Genomic DNA, 26,827 nt, shown 5'->3' with positions numbered 1-26,827 from the left:
CATCTGTGCGTGTCGACCGCCTCGCGTTCCGTTTACCGGCCGGATCTGGCACCCTGGAGCCCGTGTTGCGGCTTGCAGGTGCACGGCTGCTCGATGATCGGGACTATCCGGCGGTCCGTGCCGCTCTGGCCGCGGACCCCGTGGGCAGCTGCATGGTCAGCGCCCGGGTCGAGGCGGCCGGTCTCGACCCGTGGCGGCTCGGTGGTGAACTCTGGGCCGCCGACAGCCGTCCGGTGCGCGCCGGACGGCTCCAAGGTCTGTGCTTTTCCGGGCCGAACCTGATCCCGCTGAAGGGCAACGCTCCCGCTCTGCGCTCCTTCGCCGACCGCGCCCTCCGGCGGCAACGCACCTGCTCCTCCCTCGTCGGCCCGGCCGAACAGGTCCTCGGCCTGTGGGACGAACTCGAAGACGAGTGGGGCCCGGCCCGCGAGGTCCGCGACGACCAGCCGCTGATGGCGCTGGACAGCACCCCGCTCGTGGCCGCCGACCCGCTGGTCCGGCCGGTCCGGCCGGACGAGCTCGAGCGGTACCTGCCCGCCGCCGTCGCGATGTTCATCGAGGAGGTCGGCGTCGATCCGCGCAGCGGTGACGGCGGTGCCAGCTACCGCGCCCGCGTCACCGAGCTCATCGGCGCCGGGCGCGCGTTCGCCCGCTTCGAGAACGGCGAGGTCGTCTTCAAGGCCGAGATCGGGGCCATGTCCGCGACCGTCGGGCAGATCCAGGGCGTCTGGGTGCACCCCGACCGCCGGGGCGACGGGCTCGGCACCGCCGGCACCGCCGCGGTGGTGAACCGGCTCGTCCGCGGCCTGGGCCGCACCGCCAGCCTGTACGTCAACGCCTTCAACACCCCGGCCCTCGCGGCCTACCGCAAGATCGGCTTCAAGCAGGTCGGCCAGTACGCGACAGTGCTGTTCTAACCACTCTTCCGTGGCGGTGTTTCGAGGCCGCCGCAGGGCTCTGACCAGGCATCATCCGGCCATGAGTGCACGTCGAGGCCGCAGTGCGCTTGCGGTGCTGCTGCTCGCCGCCGCGACCACGGCCGGGTGCTCGGGCGACAGCCCCGAGGACGCCCTCTCCGCCTTCCTGGACGCCGTCGCGTCCGGGGACGTCGCCGCCGCCGCGGCGAACACCGACTCGCCCGACGCCGCGAAGACCGTCCTGAGCCAGGTCCGCGGCCTGCTCGATCCCGAATCGCTCGACGTCGGCGACGAAGAGGTGAAACAGCCCGACGGGGACGTCGTGACCGCCGGCTACCGGCTCACCTGGCACCTGCCGCACGGCCGCACCTGGTCCTACCGCGCCGACGCCCAGCTGCGGGCGGCCGAAACCGGCTGGCAGGTGCACTGGCAGCCGACGGTCGTGCACCCGCAGCTGGCCGTCGGCCAGACCCTCGGCATGCTGCCGCAGCTGCCGGAGACGGCACCGGTGCTCGACCGCGACGGCGTGCCGCTGATGCGCCCGCAGACCGTGATCGGCGTGGTCGTCGACCCGCAGAAGACCGGCAACGCGAGCGTCGTCGCCGGCTCGCTGGCCAAGGCGCTGCACCGCTACGAGCCGACGGTGACCGGCCGGTCGGTGCTGGACGGGATGAGCAGGACCAAGCCCGGCGACGCCTACCCGGTGATCACCCTGCGCGCCGGCGACTACCAGCGCGTCAAGCCGGTGATCTACGACCTGCCCGGCGTCCGGTTCGCCAGCCAGGAGCGGCTGCTGCCGGTCACGCGCGGGTCCGGGCAGCAGGTGCTGCCGGGCATCCGCGCGCTGGTCGAGCAGCAGCTGGCCGGCGCGGCGGGCTGGCGGATCGTCACCCGGGACGTCACCGGGGGCGAGGTCTCCGAGCTGAAGGCCGAGCCGCCGCGGGTCTCGCCCGCCGTCACGAGCACGCTGAGCACAAAGGTCCAGGCCGCCGCCGAGAAGGCCCTGGAAACCGAGCGGTACTCCGCCGCGCTGGTCGCGATCCAGCCGTCGAGCGGGGACATCCTCGCCGTGGCGCAGAACGCCGCCGCCGACGAGGAGGGCTCGCTGGCCCTGTCCGGGCGTTACCCGCCAGGCTCGACGTTCAAGATCGTCACGGCGGCGGCCGCGCTGACCACCGGCGACGTCGACGCGGGCAGCCCCGTCGACTGCCCCGGGAGCACGACGATCGAGAACCGGGTGGTGCCGAACGAAGGCCGCTTCGACCTGGGCCGGGTGCCGCTGAAGACGGCGTTCGCGCGCTCCTGCAACACGACCTTCGCCCGGCTCGCCGCCGGCCTCCCGGGGCCGGCGCTCACCGGCACCGCCCGCTCGTTCGGGATCGGCGCCGACTTCGTGGTCCCCGGCCTGACCACGGTCACCGGCGACGTCCCGGCCAGCGACTCGGCCGTCCAGCGCGCGGAAAACGGCTTCGGCCAGGGCCGGGTGGTGGTCAGCCCGTTCGGCATGGCCCTGGTCGCGGCCACCGTGCAGGCAGGGAAGGTGCCGACGCCGTCGATCGTCAAGGGGATGCCGGCGAGCACGCAGAACACCGGCGACGCGCCTTCGGGGGAGGTGCTCGACGCGCTGCGCGGGATGATGCGCGAGGTCGTCACGGCGGGCACCGCGACCGGGCTGCGGGACATCCCCGACGTCGCGGGCAAGACCGGCACCGCCCAGTTCGGCGACGGCTCGCACTCGCACGGCTGGTTCGTCGGCTACCGCGGCGACCTGGCGTTCGCCGTGCTCCTGACCGACGCCGGGTCGTCCAGGCCGGCGGTGCAGGCCGCACACCGGTTCCTGGCGGGGATCGGCTGAGCGGGCCGTCGTAAGGTGGAGGCATGTCCGTTCGTGCCCCGCTCGTTCCCGGCGTCCAGACGCCGCGCCGCGCCGTCCCCACCTCCATCGCCCGTCCCGAGTACGTGGACAAGCCGGCGCCGAAGCGGGACACCGGCAACGGCGTGCGCACGCCCGAGGTGATCGAGGCGATGCGGGTCGCGAGCCGCATCGCGGCCCAGGCCCTGGAGGAGGGCGGCAAGGCCGTCAAGCCGGGCGCCACCACGGACGACATCGACCAGGTGGTGCACGAGTTCCTGCTCGACCACCACGCCTACCCCTCGACGCTGGGCTACCGCCGCTTCCCGAAGTCGTGCTGCACCTCGCTCAACGAGGTCATCTGCCACGGCATCCCGGACTCGACGGTGATCGAGGACGGCGACATCTGCAACATCGACGTGACGGCCTACATCGGCGGCGTCCACGGCGACACGAACGCGACGTTCCTGGCCGGCGACGTCTCCGAGGAGGCCCGCCTGCTGGTGGAGCGCACCCGCGAGGCGACCATGCGGGCGATCAAGGCGGTCCGCCCGGGCCGCCAGCTGAACGTGATCGGCCGGGTCATCGAGGCCTACGCTAAGCGCTTCGGCTACGGCGTGGTCCGCGACTTCACCGGCCACGGCGTCGGTCCCGCGTTCCACACGCCGCCGACGATCCTGCACTACGAAGAGCCCTCCGTCGACACGATCATCGAGGAGGGCATGACCTTCACGATCGAGCCGATGATCACCCTGGGCACCATCGACTACGACATCTGGGCCGACGACTGGACCGTCACCACGAAGGACAAGAAGTGGACGGCCCAGTTCGAGCACACCCTCGTGGTGACGGCCGACGGCAGCGAGATCCTCACGCTGCCCTGAGCGTCAGTGGCTGGTGGCCTTCTTGTAGCAGCGCACCGAAAGCGGCACGAAGACCACCAGCAGCAGCGCGATCCACAGCACCGAGGCCAGGAGCGCGTGCTGCATCGGCCAGACGTCCCGCGGCGGCAGCGCGGCGCTCGTGTTGCCGAACAGCTCGCGGGCGGCCTGGGTGACCGCCGAGACCGGGTTCCAGTCCGCGATCGCCCGCAGCGGGCCGGGCAGCCGGCCGCTGTCGACGAACGTGTTGGCCAGGAACGTCAGCGGGAAGACGACCACCATCGAGACGTTGTTGAACACCTCGGGCTTGCGCACGGCCAGGCCCAGCGCGCCCATCACCCAGGACAGCGCGTAGGAGAACGCCAGCAGCAGGACGATTCCGCCCAGCGCCTCGAGCACGCCGGTGTGGATGCGCCAGCCGACCAGCAGGCCGACCAGGCCCATGATCAGCAGGCTCGCCGTGCTGAGGATGAGGTCGGCGGTGGTCCGCCCGATCAGCACCGCGGCCGGGGACATCGGCAGCGAGCGGAACCGGTCGATGATGCCCTTCTGCAGGTCGTCGGTCAGCCCGTAGCCGGTGACGATGCCGCCCATCGCCACCGCCAGGGTGAAGATCCCCGGCAGCATGAACTCGCGGTAGGACAGCCCCGGGATGTCGATCACGCTGCCGAACACGTACCCGAAGAGCAGCACGAACATCACCGGCGTGAAGACGAGGGACCCCAGCAGGTCCAGCGACCGGAAGATCTTGATCGAGTTGCGCTTGGCGACCGTCACGCCGTCGGTCACGGCCATCTGCACCGCGTTCATCACACGGCCTCCTTCGCGGGTTCGGCCGTCTCGTGGCCGGTGAGGGTGAGGAAAACGTCGTCGAGGGTGGGACGGCGGACCCCGACGTCACGGACGTCGACGCCGTCCGCGGCGAGCAGGGCCAGCGCTTCGGTAAGCGCTTTCGCGCCGTGGGTCACGGGCACGGTGAGCCGGAGCGCCCCGGCCTGCGGCTCGCCGCTGGCCAGCCGGGCCAGCGCCCGCCGGGCCACCAGGACGTCGTCGTGGGTGCCGACGGTCAGCTCGATCCGCTCGCCGCCGACCAGGTCCTTGAGCTCGTCGGCCGTGCCGCGGGCGATCACGCGGCCGTGGTCGACGACGGCGATGCTGTCGGCGAGCCGGTCGGCCTCCTCCAGGTACTGCGTGGTGAGCAGCAGCGTCGTGCCGCACGCGACCAGCTCCGTGATGACGTCCCACAGCTCGACGCGGGCCCGCGGGTCCAGGCCGGTCGTGGGCTCGTCGAGGAACAGCACCGGCGGGTTCGCCACCAGCGCGCCGGCGAGGTCGAGCCGGCGGCGCATGCCCCCGGAGTAACCCCGCACCGGGCGGTCGGCGGCCTCGTCGAGGCTGAACCGGGCCAGCAGCTCCCGGCCGCGGGCCTTGGCCCGCTTGGTGCCCAGGTGGTAGAGCCGGCCGACCATTTCCAGGTTCTCGGCCCCGGTCAGCTCCGGGTCGACGGCGGCGTACTGGCCGGACGCGCCGATGTGCGAACGCAGCCGGTGCGCGTCCCGCACGACGTCGAACCCGGCGACCGTCGCCCGGCCGGCGTCCGGCTTCTGCAGCGTCGTGAGGATCTGGACGGTGGTGGTCTTCCCGGCGCCGTTCGGCCCGAGCACGCCGAGCACGGTGCCCTCGGGCACGCGCAGCGACATCCCGTCGAGCGCGGTGACGTTCCCGTACTTCTTGACCAGTCCCTCGGCCACGATGGCGTCTGGCATGGATTTCCCCTGTCCGTGTGGAGTTTCAGGCCCGGCGGATGACGATGTCGCCGGTGTAGGTGTGGGCTTTGACCTCGACCGTCTCGGTGGTGCCGGCCGGCCCGTCGGACGGCGTGAGCGTGTTGCGGACCGACCCGGTCAGGGAGTTGAGCTCGAGCCAGGCAGCGCTGCCCTCGCGGATGCCCACCTCGATTTCGCCGACGGCGGTTTCGAGGACGACCCGGTCGCGGATGACCTCGCCGATCCGGATGTCGCCGGCGGCGGTCTTGGCGTTGACGCCGGCGTGGGCGACGTCGACGTGGATGTCGCCGTTGGCGGTGCCGACGCGCAGGTCGCCGGTCACCTCGCCGACGCGGGTCTCGCCGTTGGAGTTCTTCAGCACCGCGGTGCCGTCGATTTCCCGCACGCGCAGCTCGCCGGAGCCGGTGTGGACCTCGGCGTGGCCGGTGGCGCGGTCGACGAAGACGTCGCCGGTCGCGGTGCTCGCTTCGAGCCGCGCGATCTCGCCGAGGCGGATGTCGCCGACGGACGTCTTGACGCGGCTGTCGCCGAGGCGCCCGTCGATCCGGTAGTCGCCCATCGCCGACGTGCCCCGGATCCGCGAACCGGCCGGGAGCTCGATCGTGACGCGCAGCGAACCCGCCTTGCCGAACAGCTTCGTCGTGTACTTCGGGCCCTTGACCAGCAGCTCGCCGCCGGCGAACTCGACGCGGGTCCTGGCGGCGGCCTTGACGTCCTCGGTGTCGCCCGGGTCGGCCGGCTCGACCTCGACGGTGGTTTCGGCGCGGTCGCCGGCGATGATCCGGACGTCGGCGACGCTGACGTCGATGGTGGCCGTGATCGGCTCGGGGGTGGCGAAAACAGGCATGGCTGCGCCCTCCTGGGGTGCTTGAAGTGGGTTTTCGCAGATCAGAGCGGCAGGGGTTTACTGAACCCAGCCGGTGTACTTCTCGCCGAACACGGACCGGCGGTGGGTGGTGGCCCGGCCGGCGCCGGGGCCGAGGGCGGCGGACGCGGCCCGGACGAGCCAGGCGTTGATCGAGAGCCGTTCCTGGCTCGCCGCCTCTTCGACCCGCTGCTTGAGCTGTTCGGGCAGGCGCAGGTTGATCCGGGAGACGGCGCCGTCCTCGACTTCGGGCGGGGGCGGCGGGGTCTCCTCGGCCGCCGGTTCCGGCGCGGTGGGCAGCGAAACGGCGAACTCGGCTTCCCGGCGGCGCAGGCGCACCTCGACGGAGCCGGGCGCGAGGTCGCGGGTGATCTCGTCGGCCGCGGTCGAAAGGGCGTCGAGCAGGGTCAGCCGGATCGCCGACTCGAGCGGCGCGGTGAGCCGCTCGGCGAGGGCGACGGCGTCCTCACCCGCCGCCTCGGCGGCGACCGCGAGCTCGCGGCGGAGTTCGTCCACGAAGGGCGTCAGGTCCATGGCACAACTATGGTGCCACGATGGCACCACGGCAACCCTGAATTGGCACCCTTAGGGGTCGGCGGTGGTGGCATCCGGGTGGAAAACGCAGCTCAGAACGGTTCGACGCGGGCCAGCAGCTCGTCCAGGAAGCCGCACGCCTCGGCGGCGGCGCGGTCCGGATCGCGGTCGGCGATGGCCTGGGCGAGACCTTCGTGGCCGATCTCGGGCGCGTGGTCGGCGCCCGGCGTGATGCTGGACGTCGCCGCGACGCTGGCCGTGATGACCTCCGTGAGCCCGCGGTAGAGCTCGGTCAGCAGTGTGTTGTGTCCGGCGCGGACGACGGCGCAGTGGAACTCGGCGTCGGTGCGCGCGAAGTCCTCCCAATGCCCTTCGCGCAGCTCGCCTTCACGGCGGTTGAGGAGAGCCCAGAGCTGCGCGACCTCCTCCTCGGTCCGCTCGACGGCGGCGAGCCGGGCGCCTTCGACCTCCAGGGTGCGCCGGACCTGCAGGACCTCGCGCAGCTCCGTGCCGCAGAGCCGGCGAATGGCGCCGGACACCTCGCTGGTGGCGCGGACGTAGGTGCCGTCGCCCTGCCGGACCTCCAGGAGCCCGGTGTGCGCGAGCGCGCGGACGGCTTCGCGGACGGTGTTGCGGCCGACGCCGAGCTGCTCGACCAGCTCGGTCTCGGTGGGGATGCGTTCGCCGATCGGCCATTCGCCCTGCGTGACCGCGGTCCGCAGCTGCTCGATGACCTGGTCGACGAGGCCGGCCCGGCGCGTGGTGGCCAGAGGCACAGGATTATCCCTTCATCCAATCATCCTACGTATGCGATAGTAGCGGGCATGCGCGTCGAACACCGTGAAACCGAACTGGACGGCGCCGTGGAGGTCCGGACGCCGGGTGTGGTCACCGCCGGGGCGCTGCTCGCGGTCGCCGTGGTGCTCACCGCCCTCAACCTGCGCCCGGCCATCACCGGCGTCGGGCCCATGCTCGCCGAAATGCGCGCGGACCTGGGCACCTCCGTCGTCTGGGCCGGTCTGCTCACGACGTTGCCGACGCTCTGCTTCGCCGGAGCCGGGCTCGCCGCGCCGCTGCTCGCCCGCCGGGCCGGGGTCGGCGCGGCCATCGCGATCGCGCTGGCCGCTCTCGCCGCCGGGCTGGTGCTGCGCGTGCTCGACGGCCCGGCCGTGGTGCTCGGCGGCACCCTCGTCGCGACCGCCGGGATCGCCCTGATCAACGTGCTCATCCCGGTCGTCATCAAGGACTCCTTCCCGGCGCGCATCGGCGTGCTGACCGGCGTCTACACCGCGGCCCTGCAGGGCGGCGGCGCCCTCGGGTCGGCGGTGACCCCGCGCCTCGGCGACGCGCTCGGCGGCTGGCGCCCGGCCCTGGGCGGCTGGGCGGTGCTGGCCGTCGTCGCGTTGCTGGCCTGGATTCTCGCGTCCCGCGGCACCGGCCGCGCACCGCGCCCCGCCGACGGCGCCGAAGGCGGCCGGTCGCTGCTGCGCAACCGGCTGGCCTGGATCGTGACGGGCTTCTTCGGCCTGCAGGCGTTCTACGCGTACGCGGCGATGGGCTGGTTCCCGCAGGTGCTGATGGACTCGGGCATCCCGCGCGACGACGCCGGCCTGCTGTTCGGCCTGGTTTCCCTGATCGCCGTGCCGATCAGCCTCGTCGTGGCACCGATGGCGGCCCGCCGGCGCGGCCAGAGCCCGTGGATCGTCGGCCTGAGCGTGTTCGGCATCGCCGGGACCGCCGGGCTGATGCTGGCGCCGTCGTGGTCGCCGCTGCTCTGGAGCATCCTCGTCGGGCTCGGGATGAGCGTGTTCTCCCTCGGCCTGACGGTGATCGCTCTGCGCGCGCGGACCGGCGCGGACACCGCCCGGCTGTCGGGCATGGCGCAGGGTTTCGGCTACCTGTTCGCTGCGCTCGGGCCGTTCCTGTTCGGGCTGCTGCACGACCTCGCGCACGGCTGGAGCGTGCCGCTCGGCATGCTGCTCGCCCTGCTCGGCGTCCAGATGGTGTTCGGCGCCCTCGCCGGCCGCCACCGCTTCGTCTGAGGCGCCGGGTCAGTCCAGGGGCAGGTTCAGCAGCGCGTTCTCGATCAGCTCCGGCATCGCCGGGTGGATCCAGTACTGCCCGCGCGCCATGCTGCGCGCGTCGAGGCCGAAGCTCATCGCCTGGATCAGCGGCTGGATCACCGACGACGCCTGCGGGCCGATGATGTGCGCGCCGAGCAGCTGCCCGGTCGCCGGGTCGGCCAGGAGCTTCGCGAAGCCCGTCGTGTCCTCCATCGCCCAGCCGTACGCGATCCCGGCGTAGTCCTGCTTCGAGACCACATAGGACACGCCCAGTTCGCGGGCCTTCTGCTCGGTGAGCCCGACCGACGCGACCTGCGGGTGGGTGAAGACGGCGTGCGGCACGAACCGGTGGTCGGCGGTGATCCGCTCGTCCGGGTGCAGGAGGTTGTGCTGCACCACGCGGCCTTCGTGGTTCGCGACGTGCTTGAGCTCGTGCGGCGACGACAGGTCGCCCAGCGCGTAGATGCCTTCGACGGCGGTCTCCTGGTACTCGTCGACCACCACGTGCCCACTGTCCATTGTGGTCACGCCGGTGGCGGCGACGTCCAGGAGGTCGGAGTTCGGCCTGCGGCCGGTGGCGATCAGCAGGACGTCGCCCTCGACGGTTTCCGCGCCCTGCGGTCCTTCCAGGTCCAGCGCGACACCGCGCTCGGTCTTGCGCGCCCGGACCGTCTTGCGGTCCAGGCGGACGTCGAACCGCTCGGTGGCCAGCTCGGTGAAGCGGGCGCTGACGTCCTCGTCCTCCGAGCGCAGCAGCCGCCCGGAGCGGTTGACCAGCGTCACCTGGACGCCGAAGGAGGCGAAGACGTGCGCGAACTCGGCCGCGATGTACCCGCCGCCGAGGATGACGATCCGCCCGGGCAGCTCGTCGAGCCGCATCACGGTGTCGGAGGTGTGGTACTCGACCGCGTCCAGGCCGGGGATGTCCGGGATGACCGGGCGCCCGCCCGCGGCGAGCACGAACCTGTCCGCGGTCAGGACCTCGTCGGGACGGCCGTCGGCGAAGCTGACGCGCAGCTCCTTGTACCCGGTGAAGCGGCCGGCGCCCTCGTAGACGTCGACGTTCGCGTTGTCCTCGTGGCCGCGGCGGTATTCCGCGCCGCCCTCGGCGATCGGGTCGATCCGGCCGAAGATCCGGTCGCGGATGTCGCGCCAGCGGACGCCCTTCAGCTCTTCGTCGACGCCGTACTTGGCGCTGTGCGAAGGCGTGTACGCGACGTCGGCGGCGTACACGAACATCTTCGTCGGGATGCAGCCGACGTTCAGGCAGGTGCCGCCGAAGGTGCCCTTCTCCACGATCGCCGTCTTCTTGCCGGCGAAGCCGGGGCCGAGGATCGAGTTCCCCGATCCCGTCCCGACGATCACCAGGTCGTAGTGGGGCACTGCATCCTCCGCGGGGTCCGGTTCCGGTCGGTTCACCCTAGCCAACCGTGCTGCGGGGGCGGGTGTTCCCGGTTGTGCTTGACGTCGTATTACGTGGTCAGTGACCGGTCGCGGTGAAGTGCATCCGGTCGGTCGGGCTGCGCCAGTTCCCGCCCCAGCTCCACCCGGCGGCCGCGAACGCGCGGACGGTCGCGTCGCCGGCCAGGACCATGCCGGGCCGCCGTCGCGAGCGGTCGACGTACGCCGACGCCAGCTCGGGGAGCACGAGGTCGCCCTGGGTGTAGGGGTTGCAGAACGGGTTGACGTCCACGGCGAGCCCGTAGGCGTGCGCCGACCAGTTCGTCTGCCCGCGAGCCGGGCGGCAGACGAACGCGCTGGTCGAGTTGCCGTCCCCGGTCGGCGGCGCGGTGAGCTCGGCCGGGCTGGTCACGCGCAGTTCTTCGAACGGGAAGTGCGCGGCGAACAACTGCCCGAAAACCCGGGTGATGCCGGCCGCGCCGGACGCGTTCACCAGCATTTCGCCGGTGTGCGCGCGGCCGTCGAAACCCCAGAACGACATCGTCAGGTAGCGCAGGTCGGCCGCCTTCACCGGGCAGGCGGCCTGCCAGGTGCTGCGGGCGAGGACGTCGGACGGCACGGCGCTGATCGTCGAGGCGTACGCGTTCCCGGCGGGGGGCGGAAACAGGTCTTTTGTCGGAAGTGCCCGGTTCACCAGTTCGGGTGGCGTCGGCTCGACCTCGCCGAAGCCGTCGGCCCGGCGGGGGAGTGGCCGCGCACCGACCTGCCAGGGGACGGCGGGGGCGGGGGACGTCGTCGGCGGCGTGGCCCGGGTGGTCGCCGTGACCGTCGTCGGCGCAGGTGCCGGCGGTGGGACCGCCGGGGAGCAGGCGGTTGCGGCGCAGAGCAGGACCAGGCCCGCCGCCGTCGCTCTCCGCCGCATCCGGCCAGCTTGACAGAAACGTGCGTTCGGCGCGGAGTCCACCCGTTCCAGTGACACCGTTTTGGGCCCCCTCGGATTAGGGTATTGAGCGCACGTCGTTCACGCACCGGAGTTGTCCGGGTGCCGAGTGCTTTGCTCCGTGCTGTGCCGAAGAGGAGAACGTCCCATGGCCGTGAAGTCCCGCCGATCCCTGCTGTTCGCGAGCGGCGCACTCCTCGCGGTCGTCGCGGTCGCCGTTCCGGTCGTGGTGGGCACGGCGGCGGCGGACCCGGGCGCCGGCACCCAGGCGCGGATCGTCGGCGGCAACCAGGCGTCGATCGCCGACCACCCGTACGCGGTGTACCTGACCGACGCGGGCGGCAACCAGTTCTGCGGCGCGGTGATCGTCAGCTCCACAGCGGTGGCGACGGCGGCGCACTGCGCCAAGGCGGTGGCGAAGCAGGACGTCCGCGTGGTGGCCGGCCGCGAGGACAAGCGCACCAGCGAGGGTCAGGTCCTGGGCGTCTCGAAGGTCTGGGTCAGCCAGAGCTACACCGACCCGACGCAGGGCGCCGACATCGCGGTGCTGACCGTCCGCGGCCAGCTCGACTACCGGCCGGCGAAGCTGCCGGAGAGCACGGACACGCAGGTGTATGCGACGGGCACCCAGGCGACCGTGCTCGGCTGGGGCCGCATCGCCGACGGCGGCGCCCGCTCCGACTTCCTGCGCAGCGCCCAGGTGCCGCTGGTCTCGGACAGCGAGTGCCGCACCGACTACGACGTCTACGACCAGCGGAGCATGGTCTGCGCGGGCTACGCCGAGGGCGGCGTCGACGCCTGCCAGGGCGACTCCGGCGGCCCCCTCGTGGTCGGCGACACGCTGATCGGCATCGTCTCCTTCGGCGACGGTTGCGCGAAGGCGGGCAAGCCGGGTGTCTACACGCGAGTCTCGGCGTACGCCGAGGACGTCAAGGCCCAGTCCAAGTTCCGTCTCCTCGGCTGAGCGTGCTAAGCAGGGGTATGCCGACCCTGCACGACGCGACCGGTCCGGAGCTGACCGCCGCCCAGCTGCACGACATCCTGCGCCTGCGCGTCGACGTGTTCGTCGTGGAGCAGAAGGCCGCGTACCCGGAACTCGACGGCCGTGACCTGCTGCCGGACACCCGCCACCTGTGGTTCGAGGAGTCCGGCGCGGTCCTGGCGTACCTCCGCGTCCTGCAGGACCCGGGCGAAGTCCGCCGCATCGGCCGCGTGGCGACGGCGGCCCACGCCCGCGGCACCGGCCTGGCGGCCCGCTTGATGGACGCAGCCCTGACGATCCCGGGCGAGTACGTCCTCGACGCCCAGACCTACGTCCAAGCCTTCTACGCCCGCTACGGCTTCACGCCCGAAGGCCAGGAGTACAAGGACGACGACGGAATCCCCCATATCCGCATGCGCCGCCTCCCCTAAAACCCCCCGCCAATACGCGAGTTGCGCGTCCAATCACGCGAGTTCCGCGTCCAATCACGCGAATCCCGCCCCTGATCACGCGAGTCGTCCGCCTGGGTACACGAACCGACGCTCCAGGTACGTGAACCGACCGTCCGGGTACGGCTCAGCCGATCGCACCCCGCGGCGCGGTCGCGGTGATCACCTTCACCGCACGGTCCACATCGGACTCCGTGAGGTCGGCCCGCGCGGTCAGCCGCAGCCGCGAAATCCCGTCCGGCACCGACGGCGGCCGGAAGCACCCGACCCGGATGCCCTGCTCCGCACAAGCCGCTGCCCACGCGACGGCCGTCTCCGCCGACGGCGCCTGCACCGAGATCACCGCGGCGTCCGGCAGGCTCGCCTTCAACCCGGCCGCCTTCAACGACATCGCCAGTTTGCCCGCGTTCTCGACCACCTTCCCCGCCAGCCCCGGCTCCTCCTTCAACGCGTGCAACGCCGCCAACGCGGCAGCCGCGCTCGCGGGCGCCAAGGCGGTGTCGAAGATGAAGCTGCGAGCCGTGTCCACGAGGTGCTTGATCACCCGCCGCGGCCCCACGACAGCGCCGCCCTGAGCGCCGAGGGCCTTCGACAGCGTCAACGTCGTGACGACGTCGGGCGCGCCCGACAGCCCGGCCGCGTGCACCGCACCGCGCCCACCGTCACCCAGGACGCCGAAGCCGTGCGCGTCGTCCACGAGCATCGCCGCGCCGTGCGCACGGCAGATCCCGGCCAGCTCCTCGAGCGGCGCGAGGTCGCCGTCGACCGAGAACACCGAGTCCGTCACCACCAGCGCCCGCGGCTTCCGCCGGGTCGCCAGCGCGTGCTTGATCGCCGACGGCGTCGAGTGCGCGACCGCGGCGACGTCGGCCCGCGACAGCCGGCAGCCCTCGATCAGCGACGCGTGGATGTACTTGTCGGTGACGATCGCCGACTCGGACCCGGACAGCGCCGTCACCGCGCCGAGGTTCGCGGCGAAGCCGGAGGAGAACACGAGCGCCGCCTGAGCGCCGCAGAACCGGGCGAGCTCCAGCTCCAGCTCGGTGTGCAGCTCAGTCGATCCGGTGACCAGCCGGGACCCGGTCGACCCGGCGCCCCAGCGCAGCGCGGCGGCCGCGGACGCTCCGGCGACGCGCTTGTCGCGGGCCAGCCCGAGGTAGTCGTTGCCGGCCAGGTCCAGCTCGTCGGCCCGGGCGGGACGCGGCCGCAGCTGCCGCACGAGCCCCGCGTTCGCCCGCTTCTCCGCCTCCGCGTCGAGCCAGTCGAAAACCTCGTCGGGCGGGAGCGTCGGCGGCGTAGTCACGTCCCGCAGTCTCCCACCCGGCCCTCGCGACACCGCGCAGCGGGCCCGCAAACGCCGGAAGCCCCGGACCGCGTGGTCCGGGGCTTCCGAAGGAGAAACTCAGCTGTCGTAGCCGCGACGCGGGCCACGGCTCGGGCGGCCGTAGCCACCGCCGTTGCCCGAGCGGGGCTGGCGGCCACGGCCGCCGAAGCCACCGGGACGGCCTTCGCGGTCGCCGCCGCGGTAACCACCACGGTCGCCGCCGCGCTCGCCACCACGGTCACGGTCGCCGCCGGTGTGGCTGCGCTCGCCGCGGTACGAACCGCCGCGCTCGCCGCCCCGGTTGCCGCCGAAGCCGCGGTCACCGCGGAAGCCACCGCCGCCACCGCCGCGACGCGGGCTCTCGCGCCGACGCTCGACGACCGGCTCGCCGCTGGGCTCCTTGGCGCCGGTGATGCGGGACAGCTCGGCGTCGCCCGGGCGGACCGTCGTCGACTCCGCGCGCACGCCGGCGCGGTCGGTCAGCCGGCGGACCATCCGGCGCTGGTCGTGCGTCGCCACCGTGACGACCACGCCGGACGCCCCGGCGCGCGCCGTGCGGCCCGCGCGGTGCAGGTAGTCCTTGTGGTCGGCCGCCGGGTCGACGTGCAGCACCAGCGAGATGTCGTCGACGTGGATGCCGCGGGCGGCGACGTCCGTGGCGACGAGGACCGGGGTGTAGCCCTCCTTGAAGTCGGCGAGGACGCGGTTGCGCTGACCCTGCGTCTTGCCGCCGTGCAGGGCCGCCGCGTTCACGCCCTGCTCGCGCAGGCGCTCGGCGAGGCGGTCGACGTGGTGCTTGGTCCGCACGAACATGATCGTGCGGCCATCGCGGGCGCCGATCTGCGTGATGACGTCCTGCTTGTCCTGGTGCGAGACCTGGAGCACGTGATGGTCCATGGTCGTCACGCTGGCGGTCGACGGCGCGACCGAGTGCGTCACCGGGTCGGTCAGGTACTGCTTGACCAGGCGGTTGACGTCACCGTCGAGGGTCGCGGAGAACAGCAGCCGCTGGCCACCCGGCGGGGTGAGGTCCATGATCTCGCGGACCTGCGGCATGAAGCCCATGTCCGCCATCTGGTCGGCCTCGTCGAGGGCGATGAAGTTGCAGTCACCCAGGTGCGCGGTGCCCTGGCGGACGTGGTCCGACAGCCGGCCCGGGGTGGCGATCAGCAGGTCGACGCCGCGGGACAGCGCGTCCGCCTGGCGGGCGAAGGCCATGCCGCCGACGGCCGTGCGGCACCACAGGCCGAGCGACTTGGCCAGCGGGGTCAGCGAGTCGGCGACCTGCATGGCCAGCTCGCGGGTCGGGACGAGGATCAGCGCGCGGGGGCGCTTCGGGCGGGCCTTGCCGTCGGCGAGCCGGGCCAGCATGGCCAGGCCGAAGGCGAGGGTCTTGCCGGAGCCGGTCTGGGCGCGGCCCAGCACGTCGCGGCCGGCCAGCGCGTCCGGGATGGTCGCGGACTGGATCGGGAAGGGGCTGTTGATGCCCGCGTCGGCCAGGGCACGGAGCAGCGGCTCCGGCAGGCCCAGTTCGGCGAAGGTCTTGGTGGCCACGAGCTCGACCGCGTCGTCGCGCAGCATGTCGCCGCCGGCCGGGCGGGTGCGCGGCTTGCGGTCGGGACGGCCCGCGTTCGCGGACGTCGAGGAAGGGCCGGAGTTGAACGTGACGGTCACAAATGCCTCTCGGACGTGGTTCGTCGCAAGGGAGGCCCGGGCAGCCCGCGCGCAGGCAGGGCAAGATGGTGTGCGATGGGCGTTCACAGGGACGGACCCGGCACACCGTGTCATCGCTTGCCGACACTGCGCGCCGCTTGGCTTACTTCGGATCACCGCGAGTCATTCGGTGGCTGTGCCTTTAACGACTCTGGAGGCGACGGACACCAACTCATCCACGCCGCCGGTTGCGGTCTGTGTTCACTGTACCCGAGGTGGAGCCGGGACTACGCATCGAGGTCACCGGTTGTGGGCGGCGTCGCAGGCGTGTTCCACACCACAGCCGCGACGCCGCCCCGGAATCACCCGAGCCCGGCCGCCGAAACGAGCTCGGCCAGCAGTTCTCCGGTCCTCGTGACGTCTTCGCCCAGGCCGCGGCCGTGGAACCAGCCGGCCAGGTTGCGCAGGTCCCGGGCCAGGAACTCGACGCCGCCGGGGTTGGCCACGACGTCGACGACCTGGGGCAGGTCGATCACCATCAGCCGCCCCCGGTGCACGAGCAGGTTGTACGCCGAGAGGTCGCCGTGCGCGAGCCCCTCGGAGGCGAGCAGGTCGAGCGCCGCGACCGCCTGGAACCACAGGTCCCGCAGCTCGTCCGGCTCCGGGCGGACCTGGGCCAGGCGGGGTGCCGCGGTGCCGTCGTCCTCGCCGAGGAACTCGAGCAGTAGTTCCGTTCCGTTGCGCTGAACGGGGTACGGCACCGGCGCACCGAGCGTCCACAGGCGACTCAGCGCGGCGAACTCCGCGACCGCCCACTGCTCGGCGATGAGGTTGCGGCCGAACGCACTGCGCTGCGCCATCGCCCGGTTCTCGCGGGACCGGCGCATCCGCCGGCCTTCGAGGTAGCCCGCGTCGCGGTGGAACAGCTTGTGTTCGTCGCTGCGGTACCGCTTCGCGGCGAGCAGCGTGCCGGGGGTGCCGGGCAGGCCCCGCCGCAGCAGGTGGACGTCCGCCTCCTTGCCGGTTTTGAGGACGCCGAGGTCGGTGTCGACCGCGGCGAGCTCGGTGACGACCCAGTCCGGCCGGGGGAGCGGGCCGTGTTCGGCGTCGTCCCAGGTGGACCAGCGGTCGGCGCCGTCAGGCAGCTGGCGTTCGGTGTAGGCGTCGTCGCGGAGTTTCGCGAGCCGGACGCGTTCGCCTTCGGTCAGCCGTCCGCGGCGCGTGGGTTCGGGTTCTTCGAACCGCCCGCGTCGCCTCGAACGCGCTTCGTGGCGCCGGGACGGGTGGTCGTCGAACAGGTCGGAGTCTTCGAAGTCGTGCTGGCGCACTGGTGGGTTTCTCCTCGATCAGGGATGCCCCACCGGGCGCGTCGTCAGCCTCGGGGGGCGGGTGGGTGAGGGCGCGGAAAGGCCCGGACAGTCATCACGTCAGGCACCTCCCGTTCTCACCGCACCGGCTCCCTGCCGGGTCCGCTCAGGATGCCGGAGCGGTCCGCGGCCGCGCAACCGGATTTCGCGCCAGGGCCGCGAACGGAGCATTTGTGACGTTTCCTTGAATTCGGCCCGGCGGCGTGGTCACGATGAAAGGGCAGGCCGAACCAGGAGAGGACGGCAGATGGACAGGTACGACGTGGTGATCGTCGGCGGCGGGCACAACGGCCTGGTGGCGGCCGCGTACCTGGCGCGGGCGGGCCGGTCGGTGCTCGTGCTCGAACGGCGGGGAGAGACCGGTGGCGCCGCCGTCTCGTTCCGCGCGTTCGAGGGCGTGGACGTCCGGCTTTCGCGCTACTCGTACCTGGTCAGCCTGCTGCCGAAGAAGATCGTGGCCGACCTCGGCCTCGACGTGGAGCTGCGCCGGCGCCGGATGTCGTCCTACACCCCGTCGGGCGGCACCGGTCTCCTTGTCGACACGGGCGACGAAGGTCGCACAGCGGCGTCGTTCCGCGCGGTCACCGGGTCCACTTCGGACTTCTCGGCCTGGCAGCGGTTCTACGAGCTGACCGGGCGCGTCGCCGGGCGCGCGTTCGGGACGCTCACCGAGCCACTGCTGTCCGAAGTGGACTTCCGCGCGCGGATCGGCGACGCCGAGGCGTGGTCCCTGCTGTTCGAACGGCCGATCGGCGAAGCGCTCACGTCGTGGTTCGGCCACGACACGGTGCGCGGCGTGGTGCTCACCGACGCGCTGATCGGCACGTTCGCCCCGGCGGACGGCGAGGACCTGCGCCAGAACCGGTGTCTCCTCTACCACGTGATCGGCAACGGCACCGGCGACTGGGACGTCCCGGTCGGCGGGATGGGGTCGGTCACCGGTTCGCTCGCGGCGGTGGCCACCGCCGCGGGCGCGCGCCTGGTCACCGGCGCGGAGGTGCTCTCGGTCGACCCGGACGGCGAGGTGCGCTACCGGCGGGACGACGCCGAACTCGTCGTCCGGGGCGGCCACGTCCTCGCCAACGTCGCGCCGGCCACGCTGGCGCGGCTGCTGGGCGAGGCGCCTTCCGGCCGGCCGGAAGGCGCGCAGCTGAAGGTGAACATGGTGCTGACGCGGCTGCCGAGGCTGCGCGACCCCGGCGTCGATCCGGCCGACGCGTTCGGGGGCACCTTCCACGTCAACGAAACCTTCACCCAGCTGGAGGCGGCGTACCGCGAGGCGGCGGCGGGCAGGATCCCCACGCTGCCGCCGTGCGAAATCTACTGCCACTCGTTGACGGATCCGTCGATCCTCGGCCCGGCCGAACGCGCGGCCGGCACGCACACGCTCACCCTGTTCGGCCTGCACATGCCGGCCCGCCTCTTCGAGGGGCGCAACGAAGAGGCACGCGAAGCGGCGTTGCGCGCGACGCTGGCTTCGCTGAACAGCGTGCTGGCCGAGCCGATCGAGGACTGCCTGCTGGCCGGGCCGGACGGAAAACCCTGTGTGGAAGCCAAAACCCCGCTGGACCTGGAGGCCGAGCTGGGTCTGCCGGCGGGGCACATCTTCCACCGGGACCTCTCCTGGCCCTTCGCGGAAGATCCGGCGCAGGCCGGCCGCTGGGGCGTGGAGACACCGCACGAGCGCATCCTGCTCTGTGGTGCGGGAGCGGCGAGAGGGGGTGGTGTCAGCGGCATTCCCGGCCACAACGCGGCGATGGCGGTCCTCGGCGCGGGGTGATCACGGCCGGGCGTCGTGTTCGGTGCACAGACACGCGACGCCCGGCTCGATCCACTCCCGCCCGGCCCATTCCGGGTGGCGCTCGACGAGCAGCGAACGGACCTCGGCGGTGATTTCGTCCACGCCCATCGCCGAGTCCCGCCGGTGCCAGGTCTCGTCGCGCAGTTCCCGCAGGTAGGCACGGACGTCGGTGAGCACCGCCCCGGCACCGACCTCTCCGTGCCCGGGGACCACCACCCGGTGCCCGGCGGCGGCCAGCCGGTCGAGGACCGCCAGCCAGCCCACGCCCGAGACGTCCACGTCGTGCGGCGGGAACCACGGGAAGATCGCGAACTGCCCGGTCTCGGCCAGGTCGCCGGTGAACAGGACGCCGGCGTCCGGCACCTCGACGACCTGGTCGCCCTTCGTGTGGCCGCGCCCGGTGGGGCGCAGCCGGACGGTCCGGCCGCCGAGGTCGAGGTCGTACCCGTCGTCGTAGACGAGGTCGGGTGCGGGCAGCTGCACGCCGTCGAGGCGGCGCGCGACCACCTCGCCGAGGCCCCGGAACAGCTCGAGGTAACCCGGGCCCTTGGTGACCAGGTCTTCGGCCTGGGCGCGGTTGACCAGGTACGTGGCTTCGCCGGCGAACACCTGCGCGCCGAACGCGTGCTCGGGGTGGAAGTGCGTCGTGGTCAGGTACAGGCGGCGGCCCTTCGCGACTTCGCGCGCGAAGGCCAGCACCTGCTCCGCGTTTGCGGTGCCGATACCGGTGTCGACGACGAGGACGGCTTCGGTACCGCCCACGACGCCGATGTTGGGTACCAGGTCGACGTGGTCGTTCGGGATCACCAGCAGGTCGGCGGCGATCTCCCGGGCGCCGGTGACGCGCACGGCGGGGTCGGTCAGCTCGGTCATGCCCCGATTCCACCGCCGGGCGGCCGCGGTCGTCCAAGACCGGTTCGGTGCTGCCGATACCGGGCGAATATCGTCGCCGGTCATGGAGCTGCGCACGCTGCGGTACTTCGTCGCGGTCGCCGAAGAACGGCACTTCGGCCGGGCGGCCGCGCGGCTGCACATGAGCCAGCCGCCGCTGAGCCGCGCGATCAAGCAGCTGGAGACCGACGTCGGTGCGGTGCTCCTGCTGCGCTCCGCGGCGGGCGTCACGCTCACGCCGGCGGGCGCAGCTCTGCTGGCCGAGGCGCGGGTGCTGCTCGACCAGGCCGACCGGGCCCGCGTGCGCGTGGCCACGGCGGCGGGCGTGCCCACCCTCACCGTCGGCCTCCTCGGCGACGGCGCCGACCCGGGAGCGACCCGGCTCGCCGACGCGTACCGGCGCCGGCACCCGGGCGTCGAAGTGCGCGTGCGCGACGCCGACCTGACCGATCCGACGTGCGGGCTGCGCGCCGGCCTGGTCGACGTCGCCCTGACCCGCGGGCCGTTCGACGAGACCGGCCTGACGGTGCACCGGCTGCGCGCCGACCCGGTGGGCGCGGTCCTGCGCGCCGACGACCCGCTGGCTGGCCGCGAGCAGCTGGCGCCGGCGGACCTGGCCGGCCGGCGCTGGTTCCGGTTCCCGGACGGGACCGACGCGCGCTGGCAGGCGTACTGGCACGGCGGCGAACCCCGCGAAGGGCCGGTGGTGCAGGCGGTGCAGGAGTGCCTGCAGGCCGTGCTGTGGAACGGGACCGTCGGGCTGATGCCGCTCGGGCACCGGCCGCCGGGGGAGCTGGTGGTGGTGCCGTTGACCGGCCTGGACCCGAGCCCGGTCGTGGTCGCCTGGCGCGACGGGGACGCCAACCCGCTGATCAGCTCGTTCGCCCGGATCGCGACGGCCGCCTACCGCGCCTGAGCGGCGCCCCGGCCGGCGTGGACGTCCACCGGTAGAAAAACGAATGTTCATTCACTGTACTGGCCGCATGCGTACCGCCAGCCGGACCGCCGAGCACGCGCTCTCTTTCGCGCCCTGGAAACCCGGCGTCGCGACCGGCTCTTCGCCGACGACCTCGCTATCCGCTTCCTGCCGGCCGGTTACCGCTGGCTCGTGCGGGCCGCGGCGCTCCCGCCGCTCGGTCACGGCATCGCGCGGGTGATCGACCACCGGTACCCGGGCGGCCCCCGCACGTCCGCCGTCGCCCGCACCCGGCTGATCGACGACCTGCTCACCGAGGCCGAGCCGGAACAGGTGCTGCTGCTCGGGGCCGGCTACGACAGCCGGGCCCACCGCATTCCCGGTATGCCGCTCACCTACGAGGTGGACCACCCCCTGACCCAGCAGGCCAAACGGCAGCGCGTCGCCGACCGGCCGCACGTCCGCTACGTGCCCGTGGACCTCGGCTCGGACCGGCTCGCCGTGGCCCTCGACGGCTTTCCCCCGAAGCGGACGGCGGTCATCTGGGAGGGCGTCACCAACTACCTCACCGAGCGGGCCGTCGACGCGACCCTCCGCGACCTGGCCGCGATCACCGCGTCGGGGAGCACGATCATCTTCACCTACGTCGACCGCGCGGCGCTCGGCGACGACACCCCCTGGCACCGGAAGGTCGCGGACGTCGGCGAGCCGTGGACGTTCGGCTTCCGGCCCGCCGACGTGCCCGGTTACCTGGCCGGACGCGGCCTGGACCTGCAGGGCGACCTGTCGGCCGAGGAAGCCGCCGCCCGCTACCACCGGGACGAGCCCGCCGCCGGGTTCTACCGGATCGCGTGGGCGGTGGTCCGGTAGATGCCCAGGGTCAGCGAGGAGCACCTGGCGAACCGCCGCCGTCAGATTCTCGAAGCCGCGGCCGGCTGCTTCGCCCGCAACGGGTTCCATCGCACGTCGATGCAGGACATCGTCAAGGAGTCCGGTCTGTCCGCCGGGCTGATCTACCGCTACTTCAGCGGCAAGGACGAGATGATCCTGGCGATCGTCGGCGAATGGCACACGTCGCGGGCGGCCGGCCTGAAGGCCGGCGACGATCCCCTCGCCGCCTATCTCGGCCTCCTGCGGGACATCGCCGCCCCGGACGCGGCGTTGCGGCGGAACCTCGGCCTGCAGGCGTGGGCCGAGACCGTCCGCGAACCACGGATCCGTGCGCTCGCCCGCCAGGGCGTCGACGACCAGCGGGAGGCGTTCGGCGACGTCGTGCCGGACGCGATGGTCCGCGTGCTCGTCGCCCTCTACCAGGGGCTGCTGCTGCAGGCGTCGTGGGACGACGACCTGGACGCCGAGGCGTTCGTCGCCGCGGTGCGCGGGCTCGTCCGGCGCGGCCTGCCCGCGGACTAGACCACCGGGGGACGGCGGACGTCGTAGAGGTCCCAGTCCAGCTGCCAGAACGCGTCGATGCCGTGCTCGCGTATGTACTTCCGCTCGGTGTCGTGCACCGGGTAGCAGCCGGCGATGCTGACCGGCGCGCCGCCGATGTCGATCAGCGTGTACTGGTGCGCGTCGAGTCCCGCGGGGGCCGAGACCGCGAACGCCGTCATCGCCGACTCCGGGGCGATCGGCTGACCGAAGTCGATGGTGTCGCCGTAGACGAACGGGCATCTGCCGCGCAGCTGTTCGGCGAGGTAGCCGATGGCCAGCGCCCAGACCGGGTCGTCGGACCGGACGCTGATCCACAGCTCCGGCTTCACGCCGTGCCAGTCGGGGTGGTCGGCCAGGGACAGGCCGTAGGTCGCGCCGGTCAGGTAGCGCGGTTCGGGTTCGTCGGCGTAGACGAACGCGATGACGTCGTCGAGCCCGGACTGGGTCGACGGAATGGGCTGCAGCCGGGGCTGGGCAGACCCGGTCAGGGTGTCGAGATGGGCGACATACCGCTCGGCACGGCTCGGCATGGCGCGCAGCATACGACCGGCCGGGCTCGGGCGCGGCCAAGCCCGTCGGCCCGGGCGCGGCAGGATCGGGCAGGGTGGGGAGCATGCGAGTGCTCGTGATCGGCAGCGGAATCGGCGGCGCGGCGACAGCCTGGCACCTGGCGGGCCGTGGCGCGGAGGTGGTCGTGGCGGACGCGGCGCGGCCCGGGACGGCGACCGAGGCCGGCGCCGGGATCGTCAGCCCCTGGACTTCGCGCCGGGACGACGCGTTGTACCCGCTCGCCGCGGCCGCCGGCCGGTACTACCGGGAGTTCGCCGCGGAGCTCGAAGGTTCGTCGTTCGAGGTGGTCGGCGGCATGGTCGTGTCGGCCGACGACGCCGAGCTGGCCGAAGCGCACGAGCGGCTGACGTCCCGGACGGCGGACGCGCCCGAAATCGGCGAGGTGCGGCGGCTCGACCCCGCGCAGGCCCGCGAGCTGTTCCTGGCGCTGGCACCCGGACTGGGCGCGGTGCACCTGGCCGGCGCGGGCCGCGTCGACGGGCACCTGCTGCGCCGCGCCCTGCTGTCGGCCGCCGAGCGCCGGGGCGCGAGGTTCGTCGAAGGCGAGGTCGCGTTCCGCGCGGACGGCACGGTGGCCGCCCCGGACGGCCCGCTGGAAGCGGACAGCGTCGTCGTCGCGGCCGGCGCGTGGAGCCGCGAACTGCTGGCCCCGCTGGGCATCGACCTGCCGGTGACGCCGCACCGCGGCCAGATCAGCCACTTCGACCTGCCGGGCACGGACACGGCGGCGTGGCCGGTCGTCCTGCCGCGCACCAGCCACTACCTGCTCGCGTTCGGCGGCGGCCGGGTCGTCGCGGGCGCGACACGCGAGGCGGAGTCGGGGTTCGACTACCGCGTCACGGCCGCCGGCCAGCGCGAAGTGCTGGAGAACGCGCTGGCGGTGGCGCCCGGTCTCGCGGACGCGACGCTGGCGGAGACGCGCGTCGGCTTCCGCCCCGGCACCCCGGACGATCTCCCCGTGCTGGGCCTGCTGCGGCCGGGGCTGGCGGTGGCGACGGGCTTCGGCGCGGGCGGGCTGACGAACGCGCCGTTCGCGGGGAAGCTCGTCGCGGCGCTCGCGCTGGGCGAGGACCCGGGCTTCGACCTGAGCCCGTTCGCCCCGGACCGGTTCGCGGGCCTCAGCCCTCGGTGACGAGCTCCAGCGCGTGCTCGCCGGCCCGCTCGACGACCAGGCCGGCCTTGGCGATCACCTTGACCAGCTGGTCCACAGTGGACGGTTCGGCCCGGGTGGCCGCCAGCACGTGCGCCAGGCGGCCCTTGTACGCCTTGTTGAAGTGGCTGACCGTCACGCGCTCGCCGCGGGCGTTTTCGGTGACGACCCGGACCGTCACCGCGTCCGGCCGCAGCTTCGCGAACGCCGAGTAGGTGCCCGAGCGCAGGTCGACGACCAGGCCCTCGACCGCCTGCAGCACCGGCTCGAGGACCGGCTTCCACAACCCGCGGACGGTGCCGAGCGAAGGCAGCGAGTTGCCGCCGGAGAGCCGGTACGCCGGGATCGGGTCGGTCGCCGAGACCACGCCGAACAGCGAGGACGTGACCGCCAGCCGCCGGTGCGCCTTCTCCAGCCCGGCCCTCGTGAAGCTCTTGACGTCGAGCGCGTCGTAGAGGACGCCGGTGTAGCGACGCAGCGCCGGCATCGTCGGCGACGTCCACAGCTGCGCGTTGCGCTCGACCTCCCCGGCCTGGCGCTCGGTGAGGCCGAGGGTGGCGATGCTGGCGGGGACGTCGGCGGCCAGCTCGACCAGCGCGTCGGCGAGCTTCGCGCGCGTCGAGTTCAGCTCGGGGAAGGACAGGGCGCCGAGGTCGAGCGCGCCACCGCGGCCGCCGTCGGCCTTGGTCTCGGAAGGGGGGAGCAGCACCAGCACGCCCCGAGCGTAAATCGGGGTGCGCGGGCCGCGGCGTCCGGCCTAGCCTCCGGGCATGGACCTGACCTGGCGCCCGTTGACCCTCGGCGACGCTGCCGCCCTCGCCAAGCTGTACGCCGCGGCCGAAGAGGTCGATCGGACGGGTGAGCACTTCAGCGCCGAAGACCTCCGGGAAGAGCTGGAAGGCCCCAACATCGACCTGCCCCGCGCCACCGTGGGGGCATGGGCGGGCGACCGGCTGGTCGGCTACGGCCTGGCCCGCCGCCGCGACGCGGCCGACCCGGTGCACATGATCCGGCTCCAGTCGGTGGTGCACCCGGAGCACCGGACCGACGCCGTCGGCACTCACCTGGTCGAGTGGTTCGCCCGCGCGAGCCGCGAGGTCCACGAGCGCACGTTCCCGGGCGCGCCGCTCGAGCTGCACCACGGCAGCCACGAGAACGAGCGCTGGATCGCGGGCGTCCTCGCCGGCGCGGGCTACCGGCACGCCCGGACGATGGTGAACATGCGCGCCGGCCTCGCGGACCTGCCGCCGCAGCCCCCGCTCCCGGACGGCTACGAAGCGGTGCCGTTCGCCTTCGAGCACGACCTCGCGGTGCTCGACGCCCGCAACGACACGTTCGCCGACCACTGGGGCAGCACGGTGTACGAGCCGGACGCCTGGCGCCACCTGGTCACGGGGTCCAAGGACTTCCGCCCGGACCTGTCGTTCCTGATCATGGACGACGACAAGGTGCTGGCGTTCGTGCTGAGCCACTTCTACGCGTCGGAAGCCGAAGCGACGGGCATCCGCGAGCACTACGCCACCTGGGTGGGAACGCGCGAGGCGCTGAGGGGCCGCGGCGTCGCGTCGGGCCTGCTGGGGCACACGTTGAAGGCGGCGAAGGACGCGGGGTTCGACCGGTCGGCCCTGAACGTCGACGTCGACAACGCGCACCGGGCCCTCGGTGTCTACGAGCGGTGCGGATACCGCGTCGACGACGAATGGCACGTGTACGTGCGGTCCTGAATCCGTCAGCGCTCGACGAGGTTGAGCAGCTCCTCACCGTGCACGTACCGGCGCAACTGCTCCGCGGCGAGCTTCTTCGCCCGCGGGTAGAACGACGCGGACCCACCCGCGATGTGCGGGGTGATGACCACCCCGGGAACCGTCCACAGTGGATGATCGGCGGGCAGCGGTTCCGGATCGACGACGTCGAGCCCGGCGCGCAACCGCCCGGTCCGCGTCTCGGCGAGAAGGGCATCGGTGTCGACGGCGGTGCCGCGGCCGACGTTGACGAGCAGGGCACCGTCGGGCAGGGCGGCCAGCTGTTCGGCGCCGATGAGGCCACGCGTGCCAGGGGTGTCGGGCAGGACCAGCACGACGATGTCGGCTTCGGGGAGAAGAGCGGCCAGCTCGCTGACACCGTGGACGCGTTCATCCGGCCGGGGACGGCTCGCCACCCGCGTGACCACGGCCTCGGCGGCGACGAGCTGCCGTTCGATGGCCTGCCCGATGGACCCGTACCCGACGAGCAGCACCCGGCTGTCGGCGAGCGACCGGGTGTGCTCGCGCACCCAGGCGCCGCGAGCCTGCTGCGCGAACCACCGGGGCAGGTCCCGCTGAGCTGCGTGGATGAGCGCGAGGGCGTGCTCGGCGACGCTCAGATCGTGCAGCCCCCGCCCGTTGGCGAGCCGGACACCGTCGGGCAGCAGCGGCACGAGTGTTTCGACCCCGGCGGACAGCGACTGGACAACCCGCAGCGACGGAAGCTCCGGAATGAGTTTCGGCGGCTCCGGCCCCCGGTCGTAGGGCAGCACGTAGAACTCGACGTCCCCGAGCTCCCGGGGAGCGGAGCCACCCCCGTCGTAGTAGGCGGCCTCGACGCCCTCGGGCACCTCGATATCGGTCCAGGGCAGAAGCACGCGAGCACTCATGCCGCCTTTCTACCCGCTGCGGCGGGCGGAAGCCGCGCAGGCGGCGGGGTGGGACGCGCCGGGCGCCGTACCCGGTCCGGCTGCGGACGCCAAGTGCCGACGCTGGGGCCGCTTGCCCAGGCCGCAGGTGACTTTCAGGCAGGCGGTCGCGCCGGCACGGCCCGGCGTCGGCGGGCAGCCGGCCGGGCGGCGCACCCCAGCGGCTAGCTTGCCGCCGGCCGGGCGGCGCACCCCAGCGGCTAGCTTGCCGCCGCCGGTCGGCGCACCCCAGCGGCTAGCTTGCCGCCGCCGGTCGGCGGTCGGCCCGCACTCCGGCCGCACTGCCCGGCGATCGCCGGTCGGCGCGAAGGCGCGGTTGGCCCTGAGCCGCTGCCCGGCTCGCCCCAGCCGCTGCCCGCGCTCACCCCCTGGGGCCCTC

Annotated in this window: 26 protein-coding genes; 12 read left to right on the top strand and 14 right to left on the bottom strand. The window is 72.9% G+C overall.

The window, feature by feature from the left end:
- Positions 1–62: 62 nt before the first annotated feature.
- From C2L59_RS34120 to map, 3 genes are all read left to right on the top strand, one after another.
- Positions 63–917 carry a GNAT family N-acetyltransferase gene (locus tag C2L59_RS34120; protein ID WP_033261790.1) on the top strand — a complete coding sequence of 285 codons (855 nt, stop codon included), beginning with the start codon at positions 63–65 and terminating at the stop codon, positions 915–917.
- A gap of 61 nt (positions 918–978) precedes the next feature.
- Positions 979–2,772 (top strand): penicillin-binding transpeptidase domain-containing protein, encoded by a 1,794-nt coding sequence (locus C2L59_RS34115; protein ID WP_199199388.1) that lies wholly within the window; start codon positions 979–981, stop codon positions 2,770–2,772.
- A gap of 23 nt (positions 2,773–2,795) precedes the next feature.
- Positions 2,796–3,653, top strand: coding sequence for a type I methionyl aminopeptidase (map, locus tag C2L59_RS34110; protein ID WP_103353676.1), 858 nt, complete (start codon positions 2,796–2,798; stop codon positions 3,651–3,653).
- Between the two features lie 3 nt (positions 3,654–3,656).
- Here map and C2L59_RS34105 read toward each other — a convergent pair whose 3' ends face one another.
- From C2L59_RS34105 to C2L59_RS34085, 5 genes are all read right to left on the bottom strand, one after another.
- The gene (locus C2L59_RS34105) at positions 3,657–4,460 is read right to left on the bottom strand and encodes an ABC transporter permease (RefSeq protein WP_199199387.1); all 804 of its coding nucleotides are present in this window, start codon (positions 4,458–4,460) and stop codon (positions 3,657–3,659) included.
- A complete protein-coding gene (locus C2L59_RS34100) occupies positions 4,460–5,416 on the bottom strand; it encodes an ATP-binding cassette domain-containing protein (protein WP_103353674.1) in 957 nt (318 codons plus the stop codon). The genes C2L59_RS34105 and C2L59_RS34100 overlap by 1 nt, the downstream gene beginning before the upstream one ends.
- A gap of 25 nt (positions 5,417–5,441) precedes the next feature.
- Positions 5,442–6,284, bottom strand: coding sequence for a DUF4097 family beta strand repeat-containing protein (locus C2L59_RS34095; RefSeq protein WP_103353673.1), 843 nt, complete (start codon positions 6,282–6,284; stop codon positions 5,442–5,444).
- A 57-nt stretch (positions 6,285–6,341) separates the two neighbouring features.
- Positions 6,342–6,836: a toxin-antitoxin system HicB family antitoxin gene (locus C2L59_RS34090; RefSeq protein ID WP_103353672.1), complete on the bottom strand. Its 495-nt coding sequence runs from the start codon at positions 6,834–6,836 to the stop codon at positions 6,342–6,344.
- A 92-nt stretch (positions 6,837–6,928) separates the two neighbouring features.
- Positions 6,929–7,612: a FadR/GntR family transcriptional regulator gene (locus C2L59_RS34085; protein ID WP_103353671.1), complete on the bottom strand. Its 684-nt coding sequence runs from the start codon at positions 7,610–7,612 to the stop codon at positions 6,929–6,931.
- 48 nt (positions 7,613–7,660) lie between these two features.
- On the opposite strand from C2L59_RS34085, the gene C2L59_RS34080 reads away from it, so the two are divergent.
- Entirely contained in the window at positions 7,661–8,878 is a 1,218-nt protein-coding gene (locus C2L59_RS34080) for an MFS transporter (protein WP_103353670.1), read from the top strand.
- Between the two features lie 9 nt (positions 8,879–8,887).
- Here C2L59_RS34080 and C2L59_RS34075 read toward each other — a convergent pair whose 3' ends face one another.
- A complete protein-coding gene (locus C2L59_RS34075; RefSeq protein ID WP_103353669.1) occupies positions 8,888–10,282 on the bottom strand; it encodes a mycothione reductase in 1,395 nt (464 codons plus the stop codon).
- 97 nt (positions 10,283–10,379) lie between these two features.
- Positions 10,380–11,222, bottom strand: coding sequence for a M15 family metallopeptidase (locus C2L59_RS34070; RefSeq protein WP_233223828.1), 843 nt, complete (start codon positions 11,220–11,222; stop codon positions 10,380–10,382).
- Between the two features lie 166 nt (positions 11,223–11,388).
- On the opposite strand from C2L59_RS34070, the gene C2L59_RS34065 reads away from it, so the two are divergent.
- Complete coding sequence (locus tag C2L59_RS34065; protein WP_103353667.1) at positions 11,389–12,204, top strand: serine protease; 816 nt, start codon at positions 11,389–11,391, stop codon at positions 12,202–12,204.
- A 17-nt stretch (positions 12,205–12,221) separates the two neighbouring features.
- A complete protein-coding gene (locus C2L59_RS34060; RefSeq protein ID WP_103353666.1) occupies positions 12,222–12,653 on the top strand; it encodes a GNAT family N-acetyltransferase in 432 nt (143 codons plus the stop codon).
- A 145-nt stretch (positions 12,654–12,798) separates the two neighbouring features.
- Here C2L59_RS34060 and C2L59_RS34055 read toward each other — a convergent pair whose 3' ends face one another.
- From C2L59_RS34055 to C2L59_RS34045, 3 genes are all read right to left on the bottom strand, one after another.
- Positions 12,799–13,974 (bottom strand): 8-amino-7-oxononanoate synthase, encoded by a 1,176-nt coding sequence (locus C2L59_RS34055; protein ID WP_103353665.1) that lies wholly within the window; start codon positions 13,972–13,974, stop codon positions 12,799–12,801.
- 99 nt (positions 13,975–14,073) lie between these two features.
- Positions 14,074–15,669 (bottom strand): DEAD/DEAH box helicase, encoded by a 1,596-nt coding sequence (locus tag C2L59_RS34050; protein ID WP_103353664.1) that lies wholly within the window; start codon positions 15,667–15,669, stop codon positions 14,074–14,076.
- Between the two features lie 341 nt (positions 15,670–16,010).
- Positions 16,011–16,976 (bottom strand): serine protein kinase RIO, encoded by a 966-nt coding sequence (locus C2L59_RS34045; RefSeq protein WP_103353663.1) that lies wholly within the window; start codon positions 16,974–16,976, stop codon positions 16,011–16,013.
- A gap of 286 nt (positions 16,977–17,262) precedes the next feature.
- On the opposite strand from C2L59_RS34045, the gene C2L59_RS34040 reads away from it, so the two are divergent.
- A complete protein-coding gene (locus C2L59_RS34040; RefSeq protein ID WP_103353662.1) occupies positions 17,263–18,795 on the top strand; it encodes an NAD(P)/FAD-dependent oxidoreductase in 1,533 nt (510 codons plus the stop codon).
- On the opposite strand, the gene C2L59_RS34035 is transcribed toward C2L59_RS34040, so the two are convergent.
- The gene (locus tag C2L59_RS34035; RefSeq protein WP_103353661.1) at positions 18,796–19,689 is read right to left on the bottom strand and encodes an MBL fold metallo-hydrolase; all 894 of its coding nucleotides are present in this window, start codon (positions 19,687–19,689) and stop codon (positions 18,796–18,798) included. It lies immediately after the preceding gene.
- Between the two features lie 82 nt (positions 19,690–19,771).
- Between C2L59_RS34035 and C2L59_RS34030 the strand changes: the two genes are divergently transcribed.
- From C2L59_RS34030 to C2L59_RS34020, 3 genes are read left to right on the top strand one after another with little or no spacing between them, the layout of a single operon-like run.
- A complete protein-coding gene (locus C2L59_RS34030) occupies positions 19,772–20,623 on the top strand; it encodes a LysR family transcriptional regulator (protein WP_103353660.1) in 852 nt (283 codons plus the stop codon).
- Positions 20,624–20,677: 54 nt separating this feature from the next.
- Positions 20,678–21,493, top strand: a complete 816-nt coding sequence (locus tag C2L59_RS34025; RefSeq protein ID WP_103353659.1) for an SAM-dependent methyltransferase — start codon at positions 20,678–20,680, stop codon at positions 21,491–21,493.
- Complete coding sequence (locus tag C2L59_RS34020; RefSeq protein WP_103353658.1) at positions 21,494–22,036, top strand: TetR/AcrR family transcriptional regulator; 543 nt, start codon at positions 21,494–21,496, stop codon at positions 22,034–22,036.
- On the opposite strand, the gene C2L59_RS34015 is transcribed toward C2L59_RS34020, so the two are convergent.
- Positions 22,033–22,587, bottom strand: a complete 555-nt coding sequence (locus C2L59_RS34015; RefSeq protein ID WP_233223827.1) for a suppressor of fused domain protein — start codon at positions 22,585–22,587, stop codon at positions 22,033–22,035. The two genes, C2L59_RS34020 and C2L59_RS34015, sit on opposite strands and share 4 nt — an antisense overlap.
- A gap of 83 nt (positions 22,588–22,670) precedes the next feature.
- Between C2L59_RS34015 and C2L59_RS34010 the strand changes: the two genes are divergently transcribed.
- Positions 22,671–23,759: an FAD-binding oxidoreductase gene (locus tag C2L59_RS34010; protein WP_199199386.1), complete on the top strand. Its 1,089-nt coding sequence runs from the start codon at positions 22,671–22,673 to the stop codon at positions 23,757–23,759.
- Here C2L59_RS34010 and yaaA read toward each other — a convergent pair.
- Positions 23,746–24,492, bottom strand: a complete 747-nt coding sequence (gene yaaA, locus C2L59_RS34005; RefSeq protein ID WP_103353655.1) for a peroxide stress protein YaaA — start codon at positions 24,490–24,492, stop codon at positions 23,746–23,748. The genes C2L59_RS34010 and yaaA overlap by 14 nt on opposite strands.
- Positions 24,493–24,547: 55 nt before the next feature.
- On the opposite strand from yaaA, the gene C2L59_RS34000 reads away from it, so the two are divergent.
- A complete protein-coding gene (locus tag C2L59_RS34000) occupies positions 24,548–25,501 on the top strand; it encodes a GNAT family N-acetyltransferase (RefSeq protein WP_103353654.1) in 954 nt (317 codons plus the stop codon).
- 5 nt (positions 25,502–25,506) lie between these two features.
- Here C2L59_RS34000 and C2L59_RS33995 read toward each other — a convergent pair whose 3' ends face one another.
- Entirely contained in the window at positions 25,507–26,409 is a 903-nt protein-coding gene (locus tag C2L59_RS33995) for a 2-hydroxyacid dehydrogenase (RefSeq protein ID WP_103353653.1), read from the bottom strand.
- Positions 26,410–26,827 lie beyond the last annotated feature (418 nt).

The sequence above is a fragment of the Amycolatopsis sp. CA-128772 genome (assembly GCF_002904295.1).
In the GTDB taxonomy this organism is placed as follows: domain Bacteria; phylum Actinomycetota; class Actinomycetes; order Mycobacteriales; family Pseudonocardiaceae; genus Amycolatopsis.
The sequence above is the reverse complement of the archived record's forward strand: the minus strand, read 5'-3'. Positions and strand labels throughout refer to the sequence as shown.

What these genes read in the sequence shown, in the direction of transcription:
- C2L59_RS34115 (WP_199199388.1), top strand. Translation starts at nt 979, where the DNA reads ATGAGTGCACGTCGAGGCCGCAGTGCGCTTGCGGTGCTGCTGCTCGCC.
- map (WP_103353676.1), top strand. Translation starts at nt 2,796, where the DNA reads ATGTCCGTTCGTGCCCCGCTCGTTCCCGGCGTCCAGACGCCGCGCCGC.
- C2L59_RS34105 (WP_199199387.1), bottom strand. Translation starts at nt 4,460, where the DNA reads ATGAACGCGGTGCAGATGGCCGTGACCGACGGCGTGACGGTCGCCAAG.
- C2L59_RS34100 (WP_103353674.1), bottom strand. Translation starts at nt 5,416, where the DNA reads ATGCCAGACGCCATCGTGGCCGAGGGACTGGTCAAGAAGTACGGGAAC.
- C2L59_RS34095 (WP_103353673.1), bottom strand. Translation starts at nt 6,284, where the DNA reads ATGCCTGTTTTCGCCACCCCCGAGCCGATCACGGCCACCATCGACGTC.
- C2L59_RS34090 (WP_103353672.1), bottom strand. Translation starts at nt 6,836, where the DNA reads ATGGACCTGACGCCCTTCGTGGACGAACTCCGCCGCGAGCTCGCGGTC.
- C2L59_RS34080 (WP_103353670.1), top strand. Translation starts at nt 7,661, where the DNA reads ATGCGCGTCGAACACCGTGAAACCGAACTGGACGGCGCCGTGGAGGTC.
- C2L59_RS34070 (WP_233223828.1), bottom strand. Translation starts at nt 11,222, where the DNA reads ATGCGGCGGAGAGCGACGGCGGCGGGCCTGGTCCTGCTCTGCGCCGCA.
- C2L59_RS34065 (WP_103353667.1), top strand. Translation starts at nt 11,389, where the DNA reads ATGGCCGTGAAGTCCCGCCGATCCCTGCTGTTCGCGAGCGGCGCACTC.
- C2L59_RS34060 (WP_103353666.1), top strand. Translation starts at nt 12,222, where the DNA reads ATGCCGACCCTGCACGACGCGACCGGTCCGGAGCTGACCGCCGCCCAG.
- C2L59_RS34040 (WP_103353662.1), top strand. Translation starts at nt 17,263, where the DNA reads ATGGACAGGTACGACGTGGTGATCGTCGGCGGCGGGCACAACGGCCTG.
- C2L59_RS34035 (WP_103353661.1), bottom strand. Translation starts at nt 19,689, where the DNA reads ATGACCGAGCTGACCGACCCCGCCGTGCGCGTCACCGGCGCCCGGGAG.
- C2L59_RS34030 (WP_103353660.1), top strand. Translation starts at nt 19,772, where the DNA reads ATGGAGCTGCGCACGCTGCGGTACTTCGTCGCGGTCGCCGAAGAACGG.
- C2L59_RS34020 (WP_103353658.1), top strand. Translation starts at nt 21,494, where the DNA reads ATGCCCAGGGTCAGCGAGGAGCACCTGGCGAACCGCCGCCGTCAGATT.
- C2L59_RS34015 (WP_233223827.1), bottom strand. Translation starts at nt 22,587, where the DNA reads ATGCCGAGCCGTGCCGAGCGGTATGTCGCCCATCTCGACACCCTGACC.
- C2L59_RS34010 (WP_199199386.1), top strand. Translation starts at nt 22,671, where the DNA reads ATGCGAGTGCTCGTGATCGGCAGCGGAATCGGCGGCGCGGCGACAGCC.
- C2L59_RS34000 (WP_103353654.1), top strand. Translation starts at nt 24,548, where the DNA reads ATGGACCTGACCTGGCGCCCGTTGACCCTCGGCGACGCTGCCGCCCTC.
- C2L59_RS33995 (WP_103353653.1), bottom strand. Translation starts at nt 26,409, where the DNA reads ATGAGTGCTCGCGTGCTTCTGCCCTGGACCGATATCGAGGTGCCCGAG.